At 57.6% G+C, this 16,506-nt stretch carries 16 protein-coding genes; 10 read left to right on the top strand and 6 right to left on the bottom strand.

The genetic code is table 11. From position 1 onward, the window contains the following. Positions 1-52 precede the first annotated feature (52 nt). Positions 53-727 carry a transglutaminase-like cysteine peptidase gene (locus VF684_RS12460; RefSeq protein ID WP_005335848.1) on the top strand — a complete coding sequence of 225 codons (675 nt, stop codon included), beginning with the start codon at positions 53-55 and terminating at the stop codon, positions 725-727. Here the strand turns inward: VF684_RS12460 and VF684_RS12465 are convergent. Continuing rightward, positions 722-1,663: a TAXI family TRAP transporter solute-binding subunit gene (locus VF684_RS12465; RefSeq protein ID WP_139440944.1), complete on the bottom strand. Its 942-nt coding sequence runs from the start codon at positions 1,661-1,663 to the stop codon at positions 722-724. The two genes, VF684_RS12460 and VF684_RS12465, sit on opposite strands and share 6 nt — an antisense overlap. Further along, positions 1,660-2,958 carry a LapD/MoxY N-terminal periplasmic domain-containing protein gene (locus tag VF684_RS12470; protein ID WP_139440945.1) on the bottom strand — a complete coding sequence of 433 codons (1,299 nt, stop codon included), beginning with the start codon at positions 2,956-2,958 and terminating at the stop codon, positions 1,660-1,662. The genes VF684_RS12465 and VF684_RS12470 overlap by 4 nt, the downstream gene beginning before the upstream one ends. Before the next feature lie 260 nt (positions 2,959-3,218). Here VF684_RS12470 and mepM point away from each other — a divergent pair, with 260 nt between their 5' ends. Continuing rightward, on the top strand, positions 3,219-4,556 hold the full coding sequence (gene mepM, locus VF684_RS12475; RefSeq protein WP_335819946.1) for a murein DD-endopeptidase MepM: 1,338 nt from the start codon (positions 3,219-3,221) through the stop codon (positions 4,554-4,556). A gap of 71 nt (positions 4,557-4,627) precedes the next feature. Here the strand turns inward: mepM and VF684_RS12480 are convergent, their stop codons facing one another. Further along, complete coding sequence (locus VF684_RS12480) at positions 4,628-5,572, bottom strand: D-2-hydroxyacid dehydrogenase (protein ID WP_005363043.1); 945 nt, start codon at positions 5,570-5,572, stop codon at positions 4,628-4,630. A gap of 162 nt (positions 5,573-5,734) precedes the next feature. Here VF684_RS12480 and VF684_RS12485 point away from each other — a divergent pair, with 162 nt between their 5' ends. After that, positions 5,735-6,316, top strand: coding sequence for a YjaG family protein (locus tag VF684_RS12485; protein ID WP_021231718.1), 582 nt, complete (start codon positions 5,735-5,737; stop codon positions 6,314-6,316). Between the two features lie 70 nt (positions 6,317-6,386). On the opposite strand, the gene VF684_RS12490 is transcribed toward VF684_RS12485, so the two are convergent. Next, positions 6,387-6,866: a MarR family winged helix-turn-helix transcriptional regulator gene (locus VF684_RS12490; protein ID WP_139440946.1), complete on the bottom strand. Its 480-nt coding sequence runs from the start codon at positions 6,864-6,866 to the stop codon at positions 6,387-6,389. A 163-nt stretch (positions 6,867-7,029) separates the two neighbouring features. Here VF684_RS12490 and VF684_RS12495 point away from each other — a divergent pair, with 163 nt between their 5' ends. Both VF684_RS12495 and VF684_RS12500 read left to right on the top strand, forming a co-directional pair. After that, complete coding sequence (locus VF684_RS12495; protein ID WP_005335836.1) at positions 7,030-7,557, top strand: hypothetical protein; 528 nt, start codon at positions 7,030-7,032, stop codon at positions 7,555-7,557. Positions 7,558-7,566: 9 nt separating this feature from the next. After that, a complete protein-coding gene (locus VF684_RS12500; protein ID WP_201998095.1) occupies positions 7,567-9,165 on the top strand; it encodes a BCCT family transporter in 1,599 nt (532 codons plus the stop codon). A gap of 119 nt (positions 9,166-9,284) precedes the next feature. Here the strand turns inward: VF684_RS12500 and VF684_RS12505 are convergent, their stop codons facing one another. Then, entirely contained in the window at positions 9,285-10,523 is a 1,239-nt protein-coding gene (locus tag VF684_RS12505) for a multifunctional CCA addition/repair protein (RefSeq protein WP_201911838.1), read from the bottom strand. 236 nt (positions 10,524-10,759) lie between these two features. Between VF684_RS12505 and mutY the strand changes: the two genes are divergently transcribed. From mutY to mltC, 3 genes are all read left to right on the top strand, one after another. After that, positions 10,760-11,812 (top strand): A/G-specific adenine glycosylase, encoded by a 1,053-nt coding sequence (gene mutY / locus VF684_RS12510; protein ID WP_201911836.1) that lies wholly within the window; start codon positions 10,760-10,762, stop codon positions 11,810-11,812. Positions 11,813-11,820: 8 nt separating this feature from the next. After that, the gene (locus VF684_RS12515) at positions 11,821-12,093 is read left to right on the top strand and encodes an oxidative damage protection protein (protein WP_005335828.1); all 273 of its coding nucleotides are present in this window, start codon (positions 11,821-11,823) and stop codon (positions 12,091-12,093) included. A gap of 117 nt (positions 12,094-12,210) precedes the next feature. Then, positions 12,211-13,314: a membrane-bound lytic murein transglycosylase MltC gene (gene mltC, locus VF684_RS12520; protein WP_042052484.1), complete on the top strand. Its 1,104-nt coding sequence runs from the start codon at positions 12,211-12,213 to the stop codon at positions 13,312-13,314. 81 nt (positions 13,315-13,395) lie between these two features. On the opposite strand, the gene VF684_RS12525 is transcribed toward mltC, so the two are convergent. Then, a complete protein-coding gene (locus VF684_RS12525) occupies positions 13,396-13,782 on the bottom strand; it encodes a YgiW/YdeI family stress tolerance OB fold protein (RefSeq protein WP_005335826.1) in 387 nt (128 codons plus the stop codon). Positions 13,783-14,036: 254 nt separating this feature from the next. Here VF684_RS12525 and VF684_RS12530 point away from each other — a divergent pair, with 254 nt between their 5' ends. Both VF684_RS12530 and ompA read left to right on the top strand, forming a co-directional pair. Further along, positions 14,037-15,074 (top strand): SGNH/GDSL hydrolase family protein, encoded by a 1,038-nt coding sequence (locus tag VF684_RS12530; protein ID WP_042081581.1) that lies wholly within the window; start codon positions 14,037-14,039, stop codon positions 15,072-15,074. A gap of 264 nt (positions 15,075-15,338) precedes the next feature. Next, on the top strand, positions 15,339-16,376 hold the full coding sequence (gene ompA, locus VF684_RS12535; protein WP_005363030.1) for a porin OmpA: 1,038 nt from the start codon (positions 15,339-15,341) through the stop codon (positions 16,374-16,376). Positions 16,377-16,506 lie beyond the last annotated feature (130 nt).

The raw sequence follows: 16,506 nt of genomic DNA on the forward strand, positions 1-16,506 counted from the left end.
CTCATCCGGAGGGGCTATACTGACCTCCAGCATCTGACATGGAGTGTCCGGTATGAAATGGTTGTTGATCCCGGCTTGCACGTTGGCGCTATGTTGCGCCAACGTGCAGGCTTCGCGTCTTTCCGAATATATTGCCAGTCCGGATCTGCGGGCCAAACTGCAGGAAGTGTATGGTGGCCGCGCCATTCAACGGGCCGAGGCATTCTCTCGCCTGCTCACCCCCAGAGCGGGTACAACCGACCAGCAGAAGATCGAGCTGGTGAACAACTACTTCAACAATCTGACCTACAGCGAGGATCCCAAGCTGTGGGGGGATGAGGATTACTGGGCCAATCCGCTGGAGTTCATCGGTGCCCGGGGTGGGGATTGCGAGGATTACAGCATTTCCAAGTACTATACCCTGATGGAGCTGGGGGTGGATGAGAAGAAGCTGCGGCTGGCCTACGTCAAGGCTGTGCGTTACAACCAGTTCCACATGGTGACGCTCTACTTCCCGACACCCAAGGCTGACCCACTGGTGCTCGACAACATCAACAGCCGGATCCTGCCGGGCAGTAAGCGTACCGACCTCATTCCCGTTTACAGTTTCGATGCCAAAAGCATCTGGATCATGAAGTCACGGCGGGAAGGGACGCTGGCGGGGAGTGCCGATCGGTTGGCGCAGTGGACATCTATGAAGACCCGCTTCTCCAGCGAGCAACTGCGCTCTCCCCGTCGTCAGCTATAGCTTGCCCGCCGCCTTCAACTCATCGAAATATTTCGCTGCGCCCGGATGCTGCTCAATACTCAGCACCGGGCCGGTTTTATTGCGTGCCCGGTGAAACATATTGGCGTAGCCATAAGTCTGCTCATTGAACTTGGTCTGCTGGGCCAGCATGGCCTTGGTCAGGCGATAGACAGACTCTTCCGGCATGGTGGCATTGGTAACCAGAGTGGCGGCAATGGCAAAGGTGGGCGTCGCCTTCAGATTGCCGGGGTAGATGCGGGCGGGCACCTGACTGCGTTGGTAATATTTGACCCCTTTGAGTAGCTGATCCCGAGTGACCCCATCGATGGGGAGGAAACTGACCGCGCAACGTTTGGCGGTGTCGAGCACAATCCGGTTAGGGTGTCCCATCACCAGTGCAAATGCGTCGATCTGCTTGCTGCAGAGCGCATCCGGCAGGTTGGCCATGCTCTTCAGATCGAGATCCTGCTCTTTTGCTCCCAAGATGTTGAACAGGGTCAGCGCCGTCTGGCGGGTACCCGAACTCTTCAACCCCATGTCGATGGGGGCGAGCTTGAGCTGTTCCAGTGACGTGATATCGCCATCGGCACGGATCACTATGGTGAAGGGCTCGGCATGGGTGGCAAACAGGGCGCGCAGCTCAGGTTGCGGCTGCGTGGCAAAAGGGCCAAAGCCCTGGTTTGCCTGATATAGCCAGTCTGACTGCACCATGGCGTAGGAGGTCTCGCCACTCTTCAGCCGCTTCAGGTTTTCTATTGAACCCGATGAGCTCTGCAATGTGCACGCAAGTTGCTCATCGACCTCATGGGCCAGACGGCAAAACTCTTTGGTTATCTGGTGATAAATCCCCTGCTCACCCCCGGTGGTGATAGTGACGGTTTCAGCCATCAGGCCGGGTTGCCACAGCAGGGGCAACAGCATGGCGAGCTTTTTCATGATTGCGCCTCCTTGGCATAACCATCGATACCCCAGGTCCGCAGTTTGTCGATGTCACGACACTCTCCCGATTCTGCCAGCAGGGTATAACCGGCGGCATGCATGGTTTGGGAGAGCAGATTCCAGTAGAGCGGTGCATCGGTCAGCTGACAGCTGATAAAAATGGGATTGAGTGGGTCAAGTTGATTGAAGGTATCCGCATTGAGGGGAATGGCGCTGAAGGCGAGCTCACACCCCTGTTCCTGCAACGCAGCCAATGTGGCTTGGCCGTGGGCGGGGAATGTGGCTACATCCCAGCTCCAATCCAGTGTTTTGCCGCGACCCTGGCTTAGCAGAGGGGCGATCTCGGACCATTGCGGGTGATTGAGCAGGGAGAGGGGCAGCAAGACCCCTTCTATATGAGAGTGCTGCCACTGTTGCAGGGCGCTCTGGATGGTTGCGAGATCGCTGTCGGCACCGAGGGGCTGACTGGGCAAGAAACGCTGATAGAGCGCGATTTCCCCTTGTGTGGAGACAAATTTTTGCAGTTGCCCGCCTTCCGGCAGCGGGCTCACTCCTTGCAGCGGCTGTGGGGTCGTCAGTGGCAGCTGTTTTCCCAGCTGGGTGATTTTGAGTCGTTGTTGCAGCAGATCCCGTTTGCGTTCGGAAACCAATTGGTTGATGGAAAGTGCCACTTCTCTGAGGTCTTGCAACCAGGGAGTGGGCAGGGTGCTGTTGAACTGGTGTTTGCGGATACGGATCAGCTGCAGGTTGATCTGCTCCAGGGGCTGTAGCAGGCGTTTGCAGACCAGAGAGATGATCAGGGTAAATACGACGAGGCCCGCCAGCAGCGCCAGACCGGTGCGACTGATGGCATTCCACAGATGCTGATAGGCGTAGCCGCTATGCCCCTCAAGGGTCAGAGTGCCCAGCATGCGCCAGCCATCGGTTAACTCTTGCTCAATTTTGACGGGGGGCATGCCGATAACCGAGGGAAGCCAGCCGGGGACATTTTGCTGGGTAGAGTGGAATGCCTTCTGAAACAGTACCTGACCATCCGGATCCACCAGAATGACCGAGCTGACGAAACCGCCATCAAACATGGCATTGACGATGGTCTCGGCCAGCACATTGTCGTCATTGAGCAGGGTTCCTTGCAGCACCAGCCCGAGAGCGGTGATGGCGGTTTCCAGGTTGGCTGACATCTGGTCGAGGATGGATTGGCGGACCGTCGTGACTTCCAGTGCAAACAGCAGCGCTGCACCGATCAGGAACAGGACGACAATTATTCTGATTAACAGTTTTGCTAACGACATATCCACTCCATGGAAAAGTTATCGCAACATTCCAGGTTTCTATTCAGTATCGAATCCGACCCGGTTCTTAAAAATAGGAAAAAATGGTTAAAAAAGACGATCATTTCTGCCCATCCGGGCGGGTTATGCATAAAATGTGAGGTTCATGCAGATTGTGATGAACTATTTGTAATTATTTGTGTCCAACAAACAGTTTTATACGGTTTTGTCACAACTGACATCGCAACTCACACTCTTTAGATCTAAATACAGGATAGCGGATGAAACGTCTCCGTCCCTTGGTAGTACAGGCTGCCAATTGGGAACCACCGGTTCCCCGCAAACACTTTTACGCCATGCTGATGCTGACGGCCATGACCCTGTCAGCAGTGGCATTATTGCCAGCTCCGGGTGACATCCTCGAGCGGCCGCTGCGTCTTGAGTTGCCCATTGATACCGCCGGTACGGCAACCAACGAAAACAACACCGACTTTAACGAAATTCCCGATCACGAACTGGTTGATCAGAGTGCGCCGGATGACGACATCCCGGTCGACACCACCCCCCAGTGGCAGGATTACCGGGTCCGCAACGGCGAAAACCTGACCGCTATTTTTAACAATCTCGGTCTATCCACCACCACCCTCTACAAGGTGCTGGACGCGGACAACAAGAACTATCTGGCGCGCCTCAAGCCGGGCCAGAATATCGAGCTGCTGATCGATCAGGACAACATCCTGCAGCAACTCAAAATCCGCCTGAACATCAAGCAGACACTGGTGATGGCGCGCAGCGACGATGCCTATACCGCCTCCATGATCAATGAGAAGGTCGAGTGGCAACCGCAGCGTTACAACGGCGTGATCAACGGCAGCTTCTATGTCAGTGCCCGCAATGCGGGGATTCCGGCCAACCATATCCAGAAAATTGCCAACCTGTTCCAGTGGCGGATGAATTTCGCCAAGGATCTGCAGAAGGGCGACAAGTTCAAAGTGCTGGTACGCCAGGAGACGGTGGAAGGCAAGAGCACTGGCAACAGCCAGCTGCTGGGTGTGGAAGTGACCAGCCAGGGCAAGACGGTGTCGGCCTGGCTCTCCGATGACGGCAACTACTACGACGGTCAGGGCAACAGTCTGGAGCGCGGATTCCGCCGCTACCCGACCCACAGCCGCTACCGCATCAGCTCCAACTTCAACCCGGCGCGCAAACATCCGGTAACCGGTATGGTGCGTCCTCACGAGGGCACCGACTTCGCGGTACCGGTGGGCACGCCAGTGCTGGCGACTGGCGATGGTATCGTCCAGAAGGCAACCAGCCACCCGCTGGCGGGTACCTATATCGTCATCAAGCATGGCCGTACTCTCTCTACCCGTTATCTGCACCTGAGCAAGCTGCTGGTCAAAACCGGTCAGCGAGTGAAGATGGGCGACAAGATCGGCCTCTCCGGCAACACAGGTCGCTCGACCGGTGCTCACCTGCACTACGAGCTGCGGATCAACAACCGCCCGGTCAATGCCATGACCGCCAAGCTGCCGATGGCTGAACCCCTGAGCGGCAAGGAGCGTCGTCAGTTCCTTGCCAAGGTGAAGAGCTACCGCAAGGCGCTGGCAGCGGGTTGATTCCTGTCGTCACAGCCTGAAATGAAAGGCCCCGCCAGATTGGCGGGGCCTTTTTACATGCGCCGTGAGGGTCAATAACCCTTGTCGAAGTCAATCTTGCCATCCAGTGGCTGGCCATCGATAAAGCGGATGTAGTTGCGCACAAAGATCTGGGCTACATCATCCGGGAAGCTGTAGGCGCTGTTGTGGGGGGTGACGATGAGGTTGGGTTGGCCCCACAATGGACTGTCGGCGGGCAGCGGCTCCTGCTCGAACACATCCAGCACCGCCATCGCCAGCTTGCCGGTACGCAGTGCGGTGAGCAAATCGCCCGAGTGCACGGCGCTGCCACGACCGACGTTGAACAGGATGGCGCCCGGTTTGCAGTGTTCGAAGCGGGCGGCATTGAACAGATGACGGGTATCGCGGGTGGCAGGCAGCACGCTGACGATGACATCGGCCTGCGCCAGCATCTTGTTGAGCGCAGGTAGCTGATAAACCTGATCAAACCCGGCCCGCTCCCGACCGCTGCGGCTGATGCCCAGCACCTTCATGCCAAAATGTTTGCCGGTGTGGGCAATATGCTGACCAATGCTGCCGGTCCCCAGGATCAGCATGGTGCGCCCCTTGAGGCCCTGATAGGGGTGGCTTTGCCACAGTCGCTGTTTCTGCTGTTCCCGATAAAGGGGAATTTGGCGCATCAGGCTGAGCAGATGACCAAAGACATACTCGCTCATCAGCGGGCCGAAGATGCCGCGCACATTGGTAAGCTGGTAGTCGCGGCGACTGTCAGGGTCGAGCAGCACATCGACTCCCGCATAGGTGGACTGGAACCAGCTCAGCTTGTTGGCTTTGGGCAGCAGCGGTTTGGCGCGGGCCGGTTCGGCCATCAGAATATGGGCTTCGCCGATCAGCTTCTCGGCATCGCTCTGGTTATCGGCTCGCAGAATGCGCAGATGGGGGAGATTGGCGGCCTTGAGCAGCCGTTCGTAGTGAGCATTATCCTGGCTGAGCAAAAGAAGGGTACGTTGGCTCATACTCTTGTTCCTTATCAGAATTTGCGGCGCAACAAGATGCCGCTCTCGACCCATCTTACCTGACTTCATATCGCAACATAGCCGACCAGGGCGCTTTTTCGTTTTCGCCGCGCGCCTCGTGGGCTACAATCTGCCCCACATTTTGCAAAGGATCCGACTCCAGTGTTTGGTGACAAGTTTTATAAGCGACTGGCCGAGCTACAGCCTTGGCAACAGACCGTCTACACCCTGGCGCTGGCAGAGCGCATGTACCCCAACTATGCCCTGTTCTGTCAGGCCTCCGGCTTTGGCAATGCTGGCGCTTTCCGGCATGCGCTGGATCAGATGTGGGTCTACCTCACCGTCAAGGGATCCCGGGTCAATCTGGGTGCCATTCTCGAAGAGTTCGAGTCTCACATTCCGGATCCCCGCAAGTTTGAATCCTACGGTGCCTATCCGGCGCTGGATGCCTGTGTTGCGCTGGGCTGCGCCTATAACTCGGTGATCTGCCGGGTTGGTGAAGAGGCCAACGATGCCAGCCATGCGTCAGTCGGTACCGTGGCCGGTTTTATCGAGCTGCTGGAAGAGCGGGATCTGACCGAAGAAGAGCTCTACGAGCACGAGTACATGGAAGCTGAGCTGGAGTTCCAGGTTGAACTGCTCAAGCGGGTTGCCCATGAGCGCGACAGCGATCGTATCCTGGCCATCAGAGCATTCGCCTCTCAGGATGGCGTCTCCAATATCGGGATCAGCCTGGAAGAGTAATCCTCTGCGGCCCCTGATCGAAAAAGCTCCCGTTCGGGAGCTTTTTTTATGCCTGAAATTGTTCAGCAGCTTATGCCTGCTCTTCGGTGAGGGGTCTGACGCTCAGCACCGGGGCGGCATCGATTTCGTCTGCATTCATCATGGCGGAGATGCGTTGCAGGGAGGAGAGCAGCAGGGTCTGCTCCCACGCTTCCAGTGCCTGAAAACGCTGGATGAAGCGCTCTTGCAGCGGGGTCGGGGCCTGGGCCAGCAGGGCGCGACCTGCGTCAGTCAGTGTCGCGTGAACCTTGCGCTTGTCGGTATTGCTGCGAACGCGCTGCACCAGTTGGCGGCTCTCCAATCGGTCCATGATGGTGGTGGCGGTGGCCTGGCTCATGTTGGTGTGATCGGCCAGCTGGCGCATGGAGGTCTGTCCCAGCTCGTCGATCCCTTTGAGCAGCAAGAGTTGCGGGGAGGTGAGCCCGGCTTCTTTGATCAAGCGCCTGGAGTGCATGTCGATGGCACGAATAATCTGGCGCAGGGCGACCAGCACTTCATCATGTTTTTCCATGGGGTGTGCGTCATTGGAGGGCTATGGAGAGGGGCAAAATTTTCCGCCTAATTCGTCATAAGGTCAATATGGTTTTTGCTGTAATAATTTCTGCTCTAACTAATTTTGTGTTAGGTTGACGGGCATTTCACGGAATTCACCCTGGCATTTGAGGAGCTAAATGATGAATGACGAGCTGGATATCAAGTCTCTGGTGGCCGAGTTACGTGTGGTCAGAGTACGCTATGAACTGCCGGATACCTCGGCTTTTGTGCGCTATCAGCCTGCCTATGATGAAGACCCCAACAACCTCAAGGTACACCACTATGATGGTGAGTTACCCCTCTCTTGCAGTGAGACAGGTACTTTCAACCTAAAGGAGTTGGTGAATGAATTGCGCTACGCCTATGTGCTGGTGCACCTCTTTCCTGACGAAAGTGCCATGAACTTCTATCTGACCGGCCTCGATACCGGCCTGGCCCAGCTGGAGTTCATCGGTGGCTCTTACGACTTCAACCGCCTCTGGATCACCAGCGGTATCTCCAATCTGGGCGTCCCCATGGCTATCTTCCTTGGTAAGCGTCACGCCGTGAATGGCCAGCCCTCGGTTTCGCTGGTGGATCACCGCGAACAAGCAGCTGGCAAGCTGGTCTATCGCGCCATCGGCGGGGCCGGTGATCATGTGGGCGAAGACTTTTTCAACAACGACTAAGGAGGCTGGATGCGAGCAAGCAAAGGGCTATTGAAAGGCCTCAACCCCACCATGGCCATGACGGCCCTCACCGTGATCACCCTGTTTTTGCTGTTTGGCGTATTTGTTCCCGTTACCGCGGCCGCCTGGTTTGTCGGTGCCAAGGATCAGATTATTGCCGGGTTCAAGTGGTACTACATTCTGGTGGTCGCCCTGTTCCTGTTCTTCGCTGTCTACCTGATGTTCAGCCGTTTTGGCAGCATCCGGCTGGGTGACGACGACCAGGTACCGGAGTTCGGCTACTTCGCCTGGTTCTCCATGCTCTTTAGCGCAGGCATGGGTATCGGTCTGGTGTTCTGGAGCATCGCCGAGCCGATGAACCATCTGCAGGGCAACCCGTTCATTACCGAAGGGATGACCCCGGAAGCGGCCCAGATCGCCATGCGCCTCACCTTTTTCCATTGGGGCCTGCACCCCTGGGCCATCTATGTGATCGTCGGCCTGTCACTTGCCTTTTTCAGCTACCGGCGCAAGTTGCCGCTGGCGATCCGCTCTGTGCTTTACCCCATCCTTGGCGAGCGGATTTACGGTTTTTGGGGCCATGCGGCCGATGTGCTGGCGGTGTTCGGCACCGTCTTCGGGGTGGCGACCTCTCTTGGTCTGGGGGTCTCCCAGATGAATACCGGCCTCAACCAGATGTTTGGTATGGCGGTGTCGCAGTCCAACCAGCTCTGGCTGATTGGCGGTATCAGCCTGATCGCCACTTTGTCGGCGGTTTCCGGGGTCGGGCGCGGAGTGAAGATCCTTTCCGAGCTCAATATCTGGCTGAGCGTCTTCGTTCTCGCACTCTTTCTGGTGCTGGGACCGACCACCTATATCCTCAACGCCTATGTACAGAACATCGGTGATTACCTGCAGAACATCGTCAAACTGAGCTTCTGGACCAACACCGAGGCCAACGGCACCTCGGCCTGGCAGTCGAGCTGGACGGCGTTTTACTGGGGCTGGTGGATTGCCTGGGCGCCGTTTGTCGGCATGTTTATCGCCCGCATTTCCAAGGGGCGTACCATTCGCGAGTTTGTGCTCGGTGTGTTGCTGGTACCCTCGCTGCTCGGCATGTTCTGGCTCACCGTGTTTGGCGGTACGGCGATGAATTTGGAGCTGTTTGGCGGTGGCGGCGTGGTCGCTGCGGTCAATCAGGATGTGACGCTGGCGCTCTACAAGACGGTCGAGCTGCTGCACTGGGAGACCTTCGGCTGGATCGCCAAGGCTGTATTGACCCTGCTTATCTGCACCTACTTCATCACCTCCAGTGACTCGGGCACGCTGGTCATCACCACCCTGCTCTCCATCGGTGATCAGGAGCCGCCGGTACTGCACCGCGCCGTATGGGGTCTGGGGCAGGGGCTGGTTGCCGCTATCTTGCTGGTCTCCGGCGGCCTGGCAGCCTTGCAGGCGGCCAGCATCATAGCGGCGCTGCCTTTCTCGGTGATCATGCTGGCGATGTGCTATTCGCTGATGCTGGGACTCAAGCAGGAGAGCCAGCGCCAGTTCGAATATCGCCAGAACCTCAAGCGCCACGATGGCTCATCCCATATGAGCCTGATGGAGCGAATTGGTCCCGCATAACGGCATCAGAAGGGGGCTGACACCCCTTCCTATGCAAACCTGGATGCAAAACGGCCGCCTTGGCGATGCTCTCCTTGCGGAGTTCATCATCAGGGCGGCCGTCTGTTATGGGGCCGAGGTTACTCTTCGATAAAGGTCCACTCATCCTTGATGCGGCTGATGGCATCGGTCCGCTTTTTGGCAAGCCGCTCCTTGATCTCTTCCCCCTTGTAACCGGCCGCCACTATCTCTTTCACCGGCACTGCTTGGGCGGCAGCCAGCGCTTCGGCCACATAGTCCGGCTCGGCGTAGACCCGCTCCTCGAAACCTGTGCGGCCGTGGAAGTCGGCGCGGCAGGCATCCAGCAGCTGAGCAAAGCGCTCGGGGCGGCGCCAGGCATCAGCCTTGTCGAAGACCTTGAGCAGGGTGGCGGGCTTGAGTTCAAAGGCGATGTGGATGTGGGTGTGCAGATCGCTCACCAGCAGCGCCAAATCCCGGCACTCATTGGGTACCCGGAACCGCTCACACAGGGCGCGAATAAGCGGCAGCCCCTTCTGGCCGTGACCGTGATGGCTGGGCCAGAATTCCTTGGGGGTTACTCCCTTGCCAAGGTCGTGGCAGAGGGCAGCAAAGCGGACGGTCAATTCCGGGGAGATCCGGCACGCCTGCTCCAGCACCATCAGGGTGTGGATGCCGGTGTCGATCTCCGGGTGCCACTTGGCCGGGGCGGGGACGCCAAACAGCGCATCAATCTCTGGGAACAGTGCCTTCAGGGCGCCGCATTGGCGCAGCACCTCGATAAAGATCTGCGGGGTTGGCCCCAGCAGCACCTTCTCCAACTCCTTCCAGACTCGCTCCGGCGTGAGGTGGGCCAGCTCGCCAGCGGCCGTCATCTCACTCATCAGAGCGAGAGTTTCCGGCGCGATGGTAAAGCCCTGAGCGTGGAAGCGGGCGGCGAAGCGGGCGACCCGCAGGATGCGCAGCGGATCTTCGGCAAAGGCGGGGGAGACGTGGCGCAGCAGCCGTTTCTCCAAATCTTTGATGCCACCGTAGGGATCATGGAGCTCTCCCTGTTCATCTTCGGCGATGGCGTTGATGGTGAGATCCCGGCGCAGCAGATCCTGCTCCAGCGTCACATCGGGGGCGGCGTGGCAGACAAAGCCGGTGTAGCCCTGACCCTGCTTGCGTTCGGTACGGGCGAGGGCATACTCCTGCTGGGTTTTGGGGTGAAGAAACACGGGAAAGTCGCGACCGACCTGGGTAAAGCCCAGCGCCAGCATCTGCTCCACGGTGGCGCCGACCACCAGATGATCCCTGTCGCCCTGCGGCAATCCCAGCAGGCGATCCCGCACTGCGCCCCCAACCAGATAAGTCTGCAAACCGTCTCTCCCGTCATCAATCGTGGGGCCGAGTATATCGTCTTTGTTACCGCTTTGCTGCTTGACCACCACCTGCCCGCAGCGTCAGTCAGCGCGGCTTTGACTTGGGCGTGACGAGGCCTTACGCTGCCGCACCAGACAGCTGACGCTGTGCGCGGGATGACTTTATGCCCACGCAGGCCAGATGAGCCGAAGGAACCGCAGAGTTCCCCATATATCAACGACATGAGAACAACGTGAATCAATCAACCTTCGCAAGCCGGGTTCTGGAGTGGTACGAGCTTCATGGCCGCAAAACCCTGCCCTGGCAGCAGGAGAAGACCCCTTACCGGGTCTGGGTCTCGGAGATCATGCTGCAGCAGACCCAGGTCGCCACAGTCATCCCCTATTACCAGCGTTTTATGGCGCGCTTCCCCGATGTTGTGGCGCTGGCCGATGCCCCTGTCGATGAGGTGCTGCACCACTGGACCGGGCTTGGCTACTACGCCCGGGCCCGCAACCTGCACAAGGCGGCCCAGCAGATCCGCGATCATCACCATGGCCTCTTTCCCGAGCGCTTTGACGAGGTGATGGCGCTGCCGGGCATTGGCCGTTCTACCGCCGGGGCCGTGCTGTCGCTCTCTCTTGGTCAGCCTCATGCCATCCTTGATGGCAACGTGAAGCGGGTACTCACCCGCTGGCTGGCGCTGCCGGGCTGGCCCGGTCAAAAACAGGTGGAGAACGAGCTGTGGGAGATCGCCATCCGGCTCACCCCCAAGCTGGGGGTGGCGCAATACAATCAGGCAATGATGGATATCGGGGCGACGATCTGCACCCGCAGCAAGCCAGCCTGTGATCGCTGTCCGGTGCGGGCCGATTGCCAGGGGCTGTCGCAAGGCAAGCCTACCGCTTATCCCAACAGCAAGCCCAAGAAGAGCATGCCGGCCCGCGATGGCATCATGCTGCTGATTCGTCACGGCGATGAGTTGCTGCTGGAGAAGCGGCCGCCACAGGGGATCTGGGGCGGGCTCTACTGCTTCCCGCAGGTGGCCTCGCTGGCGGAGGTGGATGGTCTGCTGGCGTCCCTCGGCCTGAGCCATCACAGTTATCGTGAACTGGCCGGTTTTCGCCATACCTTCAGCCACTTCCATCTCGATATTCAGCCGCTGCTGATTGACATTGATGAGGCGCAGCCGCTGCGGCTCATGGAAGCAGATAACCGACTCTGGTATAACTTACGCCATCCTGCCGAGGTGGGGCTGGCGGCCGCCACGGCCCGTCTGCTCGCCTATCCAGAGTTACAACCATAGAGGTCAACATGAGCCGTACTGTATTTTGCCAACGCCTGAAAAAAGAGGGCCCGGGTCTGGATTTCCAACTCTATCCCGGTGAGCTCGGCAAGCGGATTTTTGACAACATCAGCAAGGAAGCCTGGGCCGAGTGGCAGAAGAAACAGGTGATGCTGATCAACGAGAAAAAGCTCAACATGATGAATCTTGAGCATCGCCAACTGCTGGAAAAAGAGATGGTCAGCTACCTGTTTGATGCAGGTGAAGTGCAGATCGAAGGTTACACCCCGCCTGCCCAGTAAGCTCTCCGGCTGTTGTACGTGTGAACAGGTGCGGGAATGGCGCCACACTGGCGTGACCGCTCCTGAAGTCGCAGCAAATGAATGATGGGCAGCTCTGCTGCCCGGTTTGAGGATCCTATGGGCCGAATTTTTTGGCTGCTGTGCACCCTGCTGTTTCTCTCTGCCTGCTCATCTTCCCCCAAGCCCAGCGGGAGTGAGGATGACGATCTGGTCAACGGCAAGGACATCCGCGGTTTTGAACACATGATCAGCGCGCTCTCCCATAACGTGAACGAGATATGGGGGCGGGAGGCGCTGTTTGCGGGCAAGTTTGACTACGTCAAATACACGGATCAGTACAAGAGCCGGGCCCACATTGACTTCTCCAGCGGCCACATCATGGTAGAGACGGTATCTGGCATCGATCCCCGCGCTCACCTGCGTCGCGCCATTATCGAGACCCTGCTGACGCCGGACGATCCGGCCGAAGTGGATCTTTACTCCGATCGGGAAATTCTGACCGGCGGCGAGCCTTTCCTCTATGGTCAGGTGCTGGACAACCAGCGCCAGCCAATCCGCGCCTCCTGGCGCGCCGAGCGTTATGCCGATTACCTGCTCAACACTGCGATGAAGAAGCGCACTTTGGGGATTCGCACCATCTTCTTCGTTGATATTCCCATGGTGGCCAACCATGAAGATCGACGGGGCTACAAGTATGCGGGGATCATCCGGGAAGCGTCGCGCAAATACGGCGTGCCGGAGAGCCTGATCTATGCGGTGATCAAGACCGAGAGCAGCTTCAACCCCTATGCGGTGAGCCATGCCAACGCTTATGGCCTGATGCAGGTCATTCCGGCTACGGCTGGGCGTGACGTCTATGTGCGAGTCAAGGGCAAGAACGGCCAGCCGACCCGGGAGGAGCTGTTCAACCCGGCCTACAACATCGATGTCGGTACCGCCTATCTCCACCTGTTGCAGACCGTCTATCTGGCGGATATCGAGGATCCGCGCTCCCGTCGCTATGCGGTGATCTCCGCCTATAACGGTGGTGCGGGCGGGGTACTCAATACCTTCTCCAGCGATCGCAAGGCGGCGCCGGGCCGGATCAACCGGCTCTCCCCCGAGGCGGTCTATCAGGTGTTGACCGAGCAGCATCCCAAAGAGGAGGCGCGCCGTTACCTCTACAAGGTCAATCAGGCCGAGAAGGGGTTCAAGAGAGCCTTTGCCAGTCGGGCCGGTTAAGCTGTGACGCTGGACCATGCAAAAGGGCGCTTGATATCAAGCGCCCTTTTAACGTCTGGCCAGTTCATCGTTGAAGTGGCCTTATTTGGCGATAAAGCCGCCCTTGGTCTGCGGGGCCGCGCCCACTTTCTCCAGGGTTTTCACTTCCACTTCGGTTTTGTTCCAGCTGTGGTCCACTTCACCACGGATGCGGATCTGATCATCCGGGCCCACTTCGGTGCCACGCCACACATCCTGATCCACTTCGACCTCCACCTCACCGCTGGCATCGCGGAACAGATAGTTCTCGCCGCCCAGGTGCTTGACCAGTTTCCCTTCCAGGGTGGCCCAGCTGTCATCGGCCAGATCTTTCAGCTGAGCAACGGAAACCTTGTTCTGCTCTTGCGGGCCTGTGTAGGCCGCCATGGCAAAAGAGGAGACAGACATCAGGGTCAACAGTCCGATTACGCTTGCGCTTGCCTTGTTCATTTCATACTCCTGTCGTTGGTATGAGGGCATTGTGCCGGGGGGGGCGTGAAACAAGCGTGAAAGAAATAGGCTGGTGTGATTGTCTGTTTTGTGAGCGCAAGCGATTTCATCGGTGGCGGAACATGTGTGATTTCATCTGGAACTGTAATCTGTCGCCTTCACCAGAAGTCAGTGGCAGCAGACTCTTCCCATGCCTGTCGCCACTCGAGGAGAAGTCCGCAGGTCTCACCTGCTTAATCGAAGAGCATAACAATATGAAAAAATGGCTTGTTTGTTTATTAGGGTTAATGGCATTGACCGCGCAAGCGGCAGAGGGACGCCAACCTTTTTCCCGGGTTGTGATGTTTGGTGACAGCCTCTCCGACACCGGCAAGATGTACAAGAAGATGCGGGGGTATCTCCCCTCCAGCCCACCTTACTTCAACGGGCGTTTCAGCAACGGCCCGGTGTGGCTGGAGCAGTTGGGTGACGAGCGCTTCCCCGGTCTGGTCGTGGCCAACGAGGCGGAAGGCGGTGCGACCGCGGTGGCCTATAACCATCTGGGGGCTCTGAACGGCTGGCTCGGTTTCTGGTCCTGGGATCCCAAATATCAGGTGATCAACAACCTCGATTACGAGATCGATCAGTTCCTGAAAAAGGACAAGTTCCGCCCCGATGATCTGGTGGTTATCTGGGTCGGTGCCAACGACTATCTGGCTTATGGCTGGAACACCGAGCGGGATGCGGATCGGGTGATCGATACCATCCGGCTGGCATCCAACCGGTTGGTGCTCAACGGCGCGCAGCAGATCCTGCTGTTCAACATTCCTGATCTGGGGCAGACCCCGTCAGCCCGCAGTATGAAGGTGGTGGAGAAGGTGCGCCATGTGGCCAGCTACCACAACCAGAAGTTGCAGAACCTCACTCGAGAGCTGGCTCCCCTTGGCATCGTGAAGCTGTTCGAAGTGGACAAGCAGTTTGACGAGATGATGCGCGATCCTCAGCAGTTCGGACTGAGTGACACAGAACACGCCTGTTACGGTGGCGGCTATACGTGGAAGCCGTTCTCCGGCAGCGCCGCCGAGGTGGCTGCGACCCCGGCTTTGAGTGTCTCCGAAAGAGTGGCTATTGCCGGTAACCCGATCCTGGCGCAGGCGGTGGTGAGCGGGCAGGCAAAAGGGCGAGCCGCAACTCTCAACTGCGATGAGCATATGTTCTGGGATCAAGTGCATCCGACCAGGACGGTGCACAAGGTACTGAGCCAGCGTGTTGCTGACTTTATCGATCAGCACTACGAGTTTGTTCGTCACTGATATCGCTTCGGGCCAGCATGTTGCTGGCCTTTTTTCCTATCTGCCCTCATCTGTGCGTCTTTTTGCGTCACATTCAGTTCAAATAACAAACGTTTGTTGCTGTTTTTGTAACGTGGTTGCGTTAGAGTGTTTTTTGTTAATTGATATCAGTGACTTGAAAATAGGCTAACGTTGATATGCTGCGATCGCTTTTGGGTGGTTGCACCTATAAGACGAGGTGATATCAATCAACCTCCTCCTACATAAAGTTGCAGAGGCTCAAACATGAAAAAATCATTGATTACCTTGCTGGTTACCGGCTTGCTGGCGGCCAATGCCCAGGCTGCCGGTCAGGACAACACCTGGTATGGCGGTGCCAAACTGGGTTGGTCCAACTTCTACGGCATTGATGAAAGCAATGCCCTGACCCTTGGCAATGAGACCAACGATGCCTTGGGTGCAGGCGTGTTTGGCGGTTATCAGATCAACCAGAATCTGGGACTGGAGCTGGGTTACGACTATCTGGGCAATTACAAATACGATGCCACTACGGCGGCAGGCGCTTTCAGTGATGAAGTAAAAGCACAGCTGGCTCAACTGACTCTGAAACTGGGCTTCCCGGTTACCGATAATCTGGATCTGTATGGTCGTGTCGGTGGCGGTTATGGCTGGGCTGATACCAAGAGCGATGTCTACAAAGATGACAGCCGCTTTGTCATGGTCGGTGCTCTGGGTGCCGAGTATGCGTTCAATCTCGACTGGGCCGCTCGCCTGGAGTACCAGTACACCACCCCGTATGGCAGCCGCGATGATACCGGTCTGAGAATGGATAACGGCCTGCTCTCACTGGCAGCGGTTTATCGCTTTGGTCAGGTTGCCCCTGTGGCGCCCGCCCCGGCTCCGGAACCTGCTCCTGCACCTGTGATGGTTGAGAAGCAGTTTACCCTGAGCTCCGATGTGCTGTTTGACTTCAACAAGGCGACCCTCAAGCCAGAGGCCAGTCAGGCACTGGATAGCCTCTATAGCCAGATTGAAGAAGCACGACCCAAAGATGGCGTGGCAACCGTAATTGGTCACACCGACCGTATCGGTTCTGATGCCTACAACCAGAAGCTCTCCGAGCAGCGTGCCCAGACTGTTGCCAACTATCTGGTTGGTAAAGGGATCCCGGCCGCCAAGATCAATGTGGAAGGGCGTGGTAAATCCTCACCCGTTACCGGCGACAGCTGCGTCAGCAAGTCCAAGCGTGAGCTGATCGTCTGCCTGGCTCCGGATCGCCGTGTTGATGTGAAAGTCGAAGGTGTTAGCGAGGTGCAGGAGTAATCCTTCACACTGAGCAGAGTTCCACTGGGGCTGGAATGAACAGCCCCTGTCGGAGCAAGAGAGACCAAAAAGCCAGTCAGTTGATCTGACTGGCTTTTTGCATTGGCATTGCGGTCGGGCAGGGGACTAA

The organism is Aeromonas sp. Lyrl_2 (assembly GCF_051948815.1).
GTDB classification, from domain to species: Bacteria; Pseudomonadota; Gammaproteobacteria; order Enterobacterales; family Aeromonadaceae; genus Aeromonas; species Aeromonas veronii.

Bases quoted from the DNA above. Each gene is read 5' to 3' on its own strand.
- VF684_RS12470 (WP_139440945.1), bottom strand. From the start codon at position 2,958: ATGTCGTTAGCAAAACTGTTAATCAGAATAATTGTCGTCCTGTTCCTG.
- VF684_RS12465 (WP_139440944.1), bottom strand. From the start codon at position 1,663: ATGAAAAAGCTCGCCATGCTGTTGCCCCTGCTGTGGCAACCCGGCCTG.
- mepM (WP_335819946.1), top strand. From the start codon at position 3,219: ATGAAACGTCTCCGTCCCTTGGTAGTACAGGCTGCCAATTGGGAACCA.
- VF684_RS12500 (WP_201998095.1), top strand. From the start codon at position 7,567: ATGCGAGCAAGCAAAGGGCTATTGAAAGGCCTCAACCCCACCATGGCC.
- VF684_RS12525 (WP_005335826.1), bottom strand. From the start codon at position 13,782: ATGAACAAGGCAAGCGCAAGCGTAATCGGACTGTTGACCCTGATGTCT.
- ompA (WP_005363030.1), top strand. From the start codon at position 15,339: ATGAAAAAATCATTGATTACCTTGCTGGTTACCGGCTTGCTGGCGGCC.
- VF684_RS12490 (WP_139440946.1), bottom strand. From the start codon at position 6,866: ATGGAAAAACATGATGAAGTGCTGGTCGCCCTGCGCCAGATTATTCGT.
- VF684_RS12480 (WP_005363043.1), bottom strand. From the start codon at position 5,572: ATGAGCCAACGTACCCTTCTTTTGCTCAGCCAGGATAATGCTCACTAC.
- VF684_RS12515 (WP_005335828.1), top strand. From the start codon at position 11,821: ATGAGCCGTACTGTATTTTGCCAACGCCTGAAAAAAGAGGGCCCGGGT.
- VF684_RS12530 (WP_042081581.1), top strand. From the start codon at position 14,037: ATGAAAAAATGGCTTGTTTGTTTATTAGGGTTAATGGCATTGACCGCG.
- VF684_RS12460 (WP_005335848.1), top strand. From the start codon at position 53: ATGAAATGGTTGTTGATCCCGGCTTGCACGTTGGCGCTATGTTGCGCC.
- mltC (WP_042052484.1), top strand. From the start codon at position 12,211: ATGGGCCGAATTTTTTGGCTGCTGTGCACCCTGCTGTTTCTCTCTGCC.
- VF684_RS12495 (WP_005335836.1), top strand. From the start codon at position 7,030: ATGAATGACGAGCTGGATATCAAGTCTCTGGTGGCCGAGTTACGTGTG.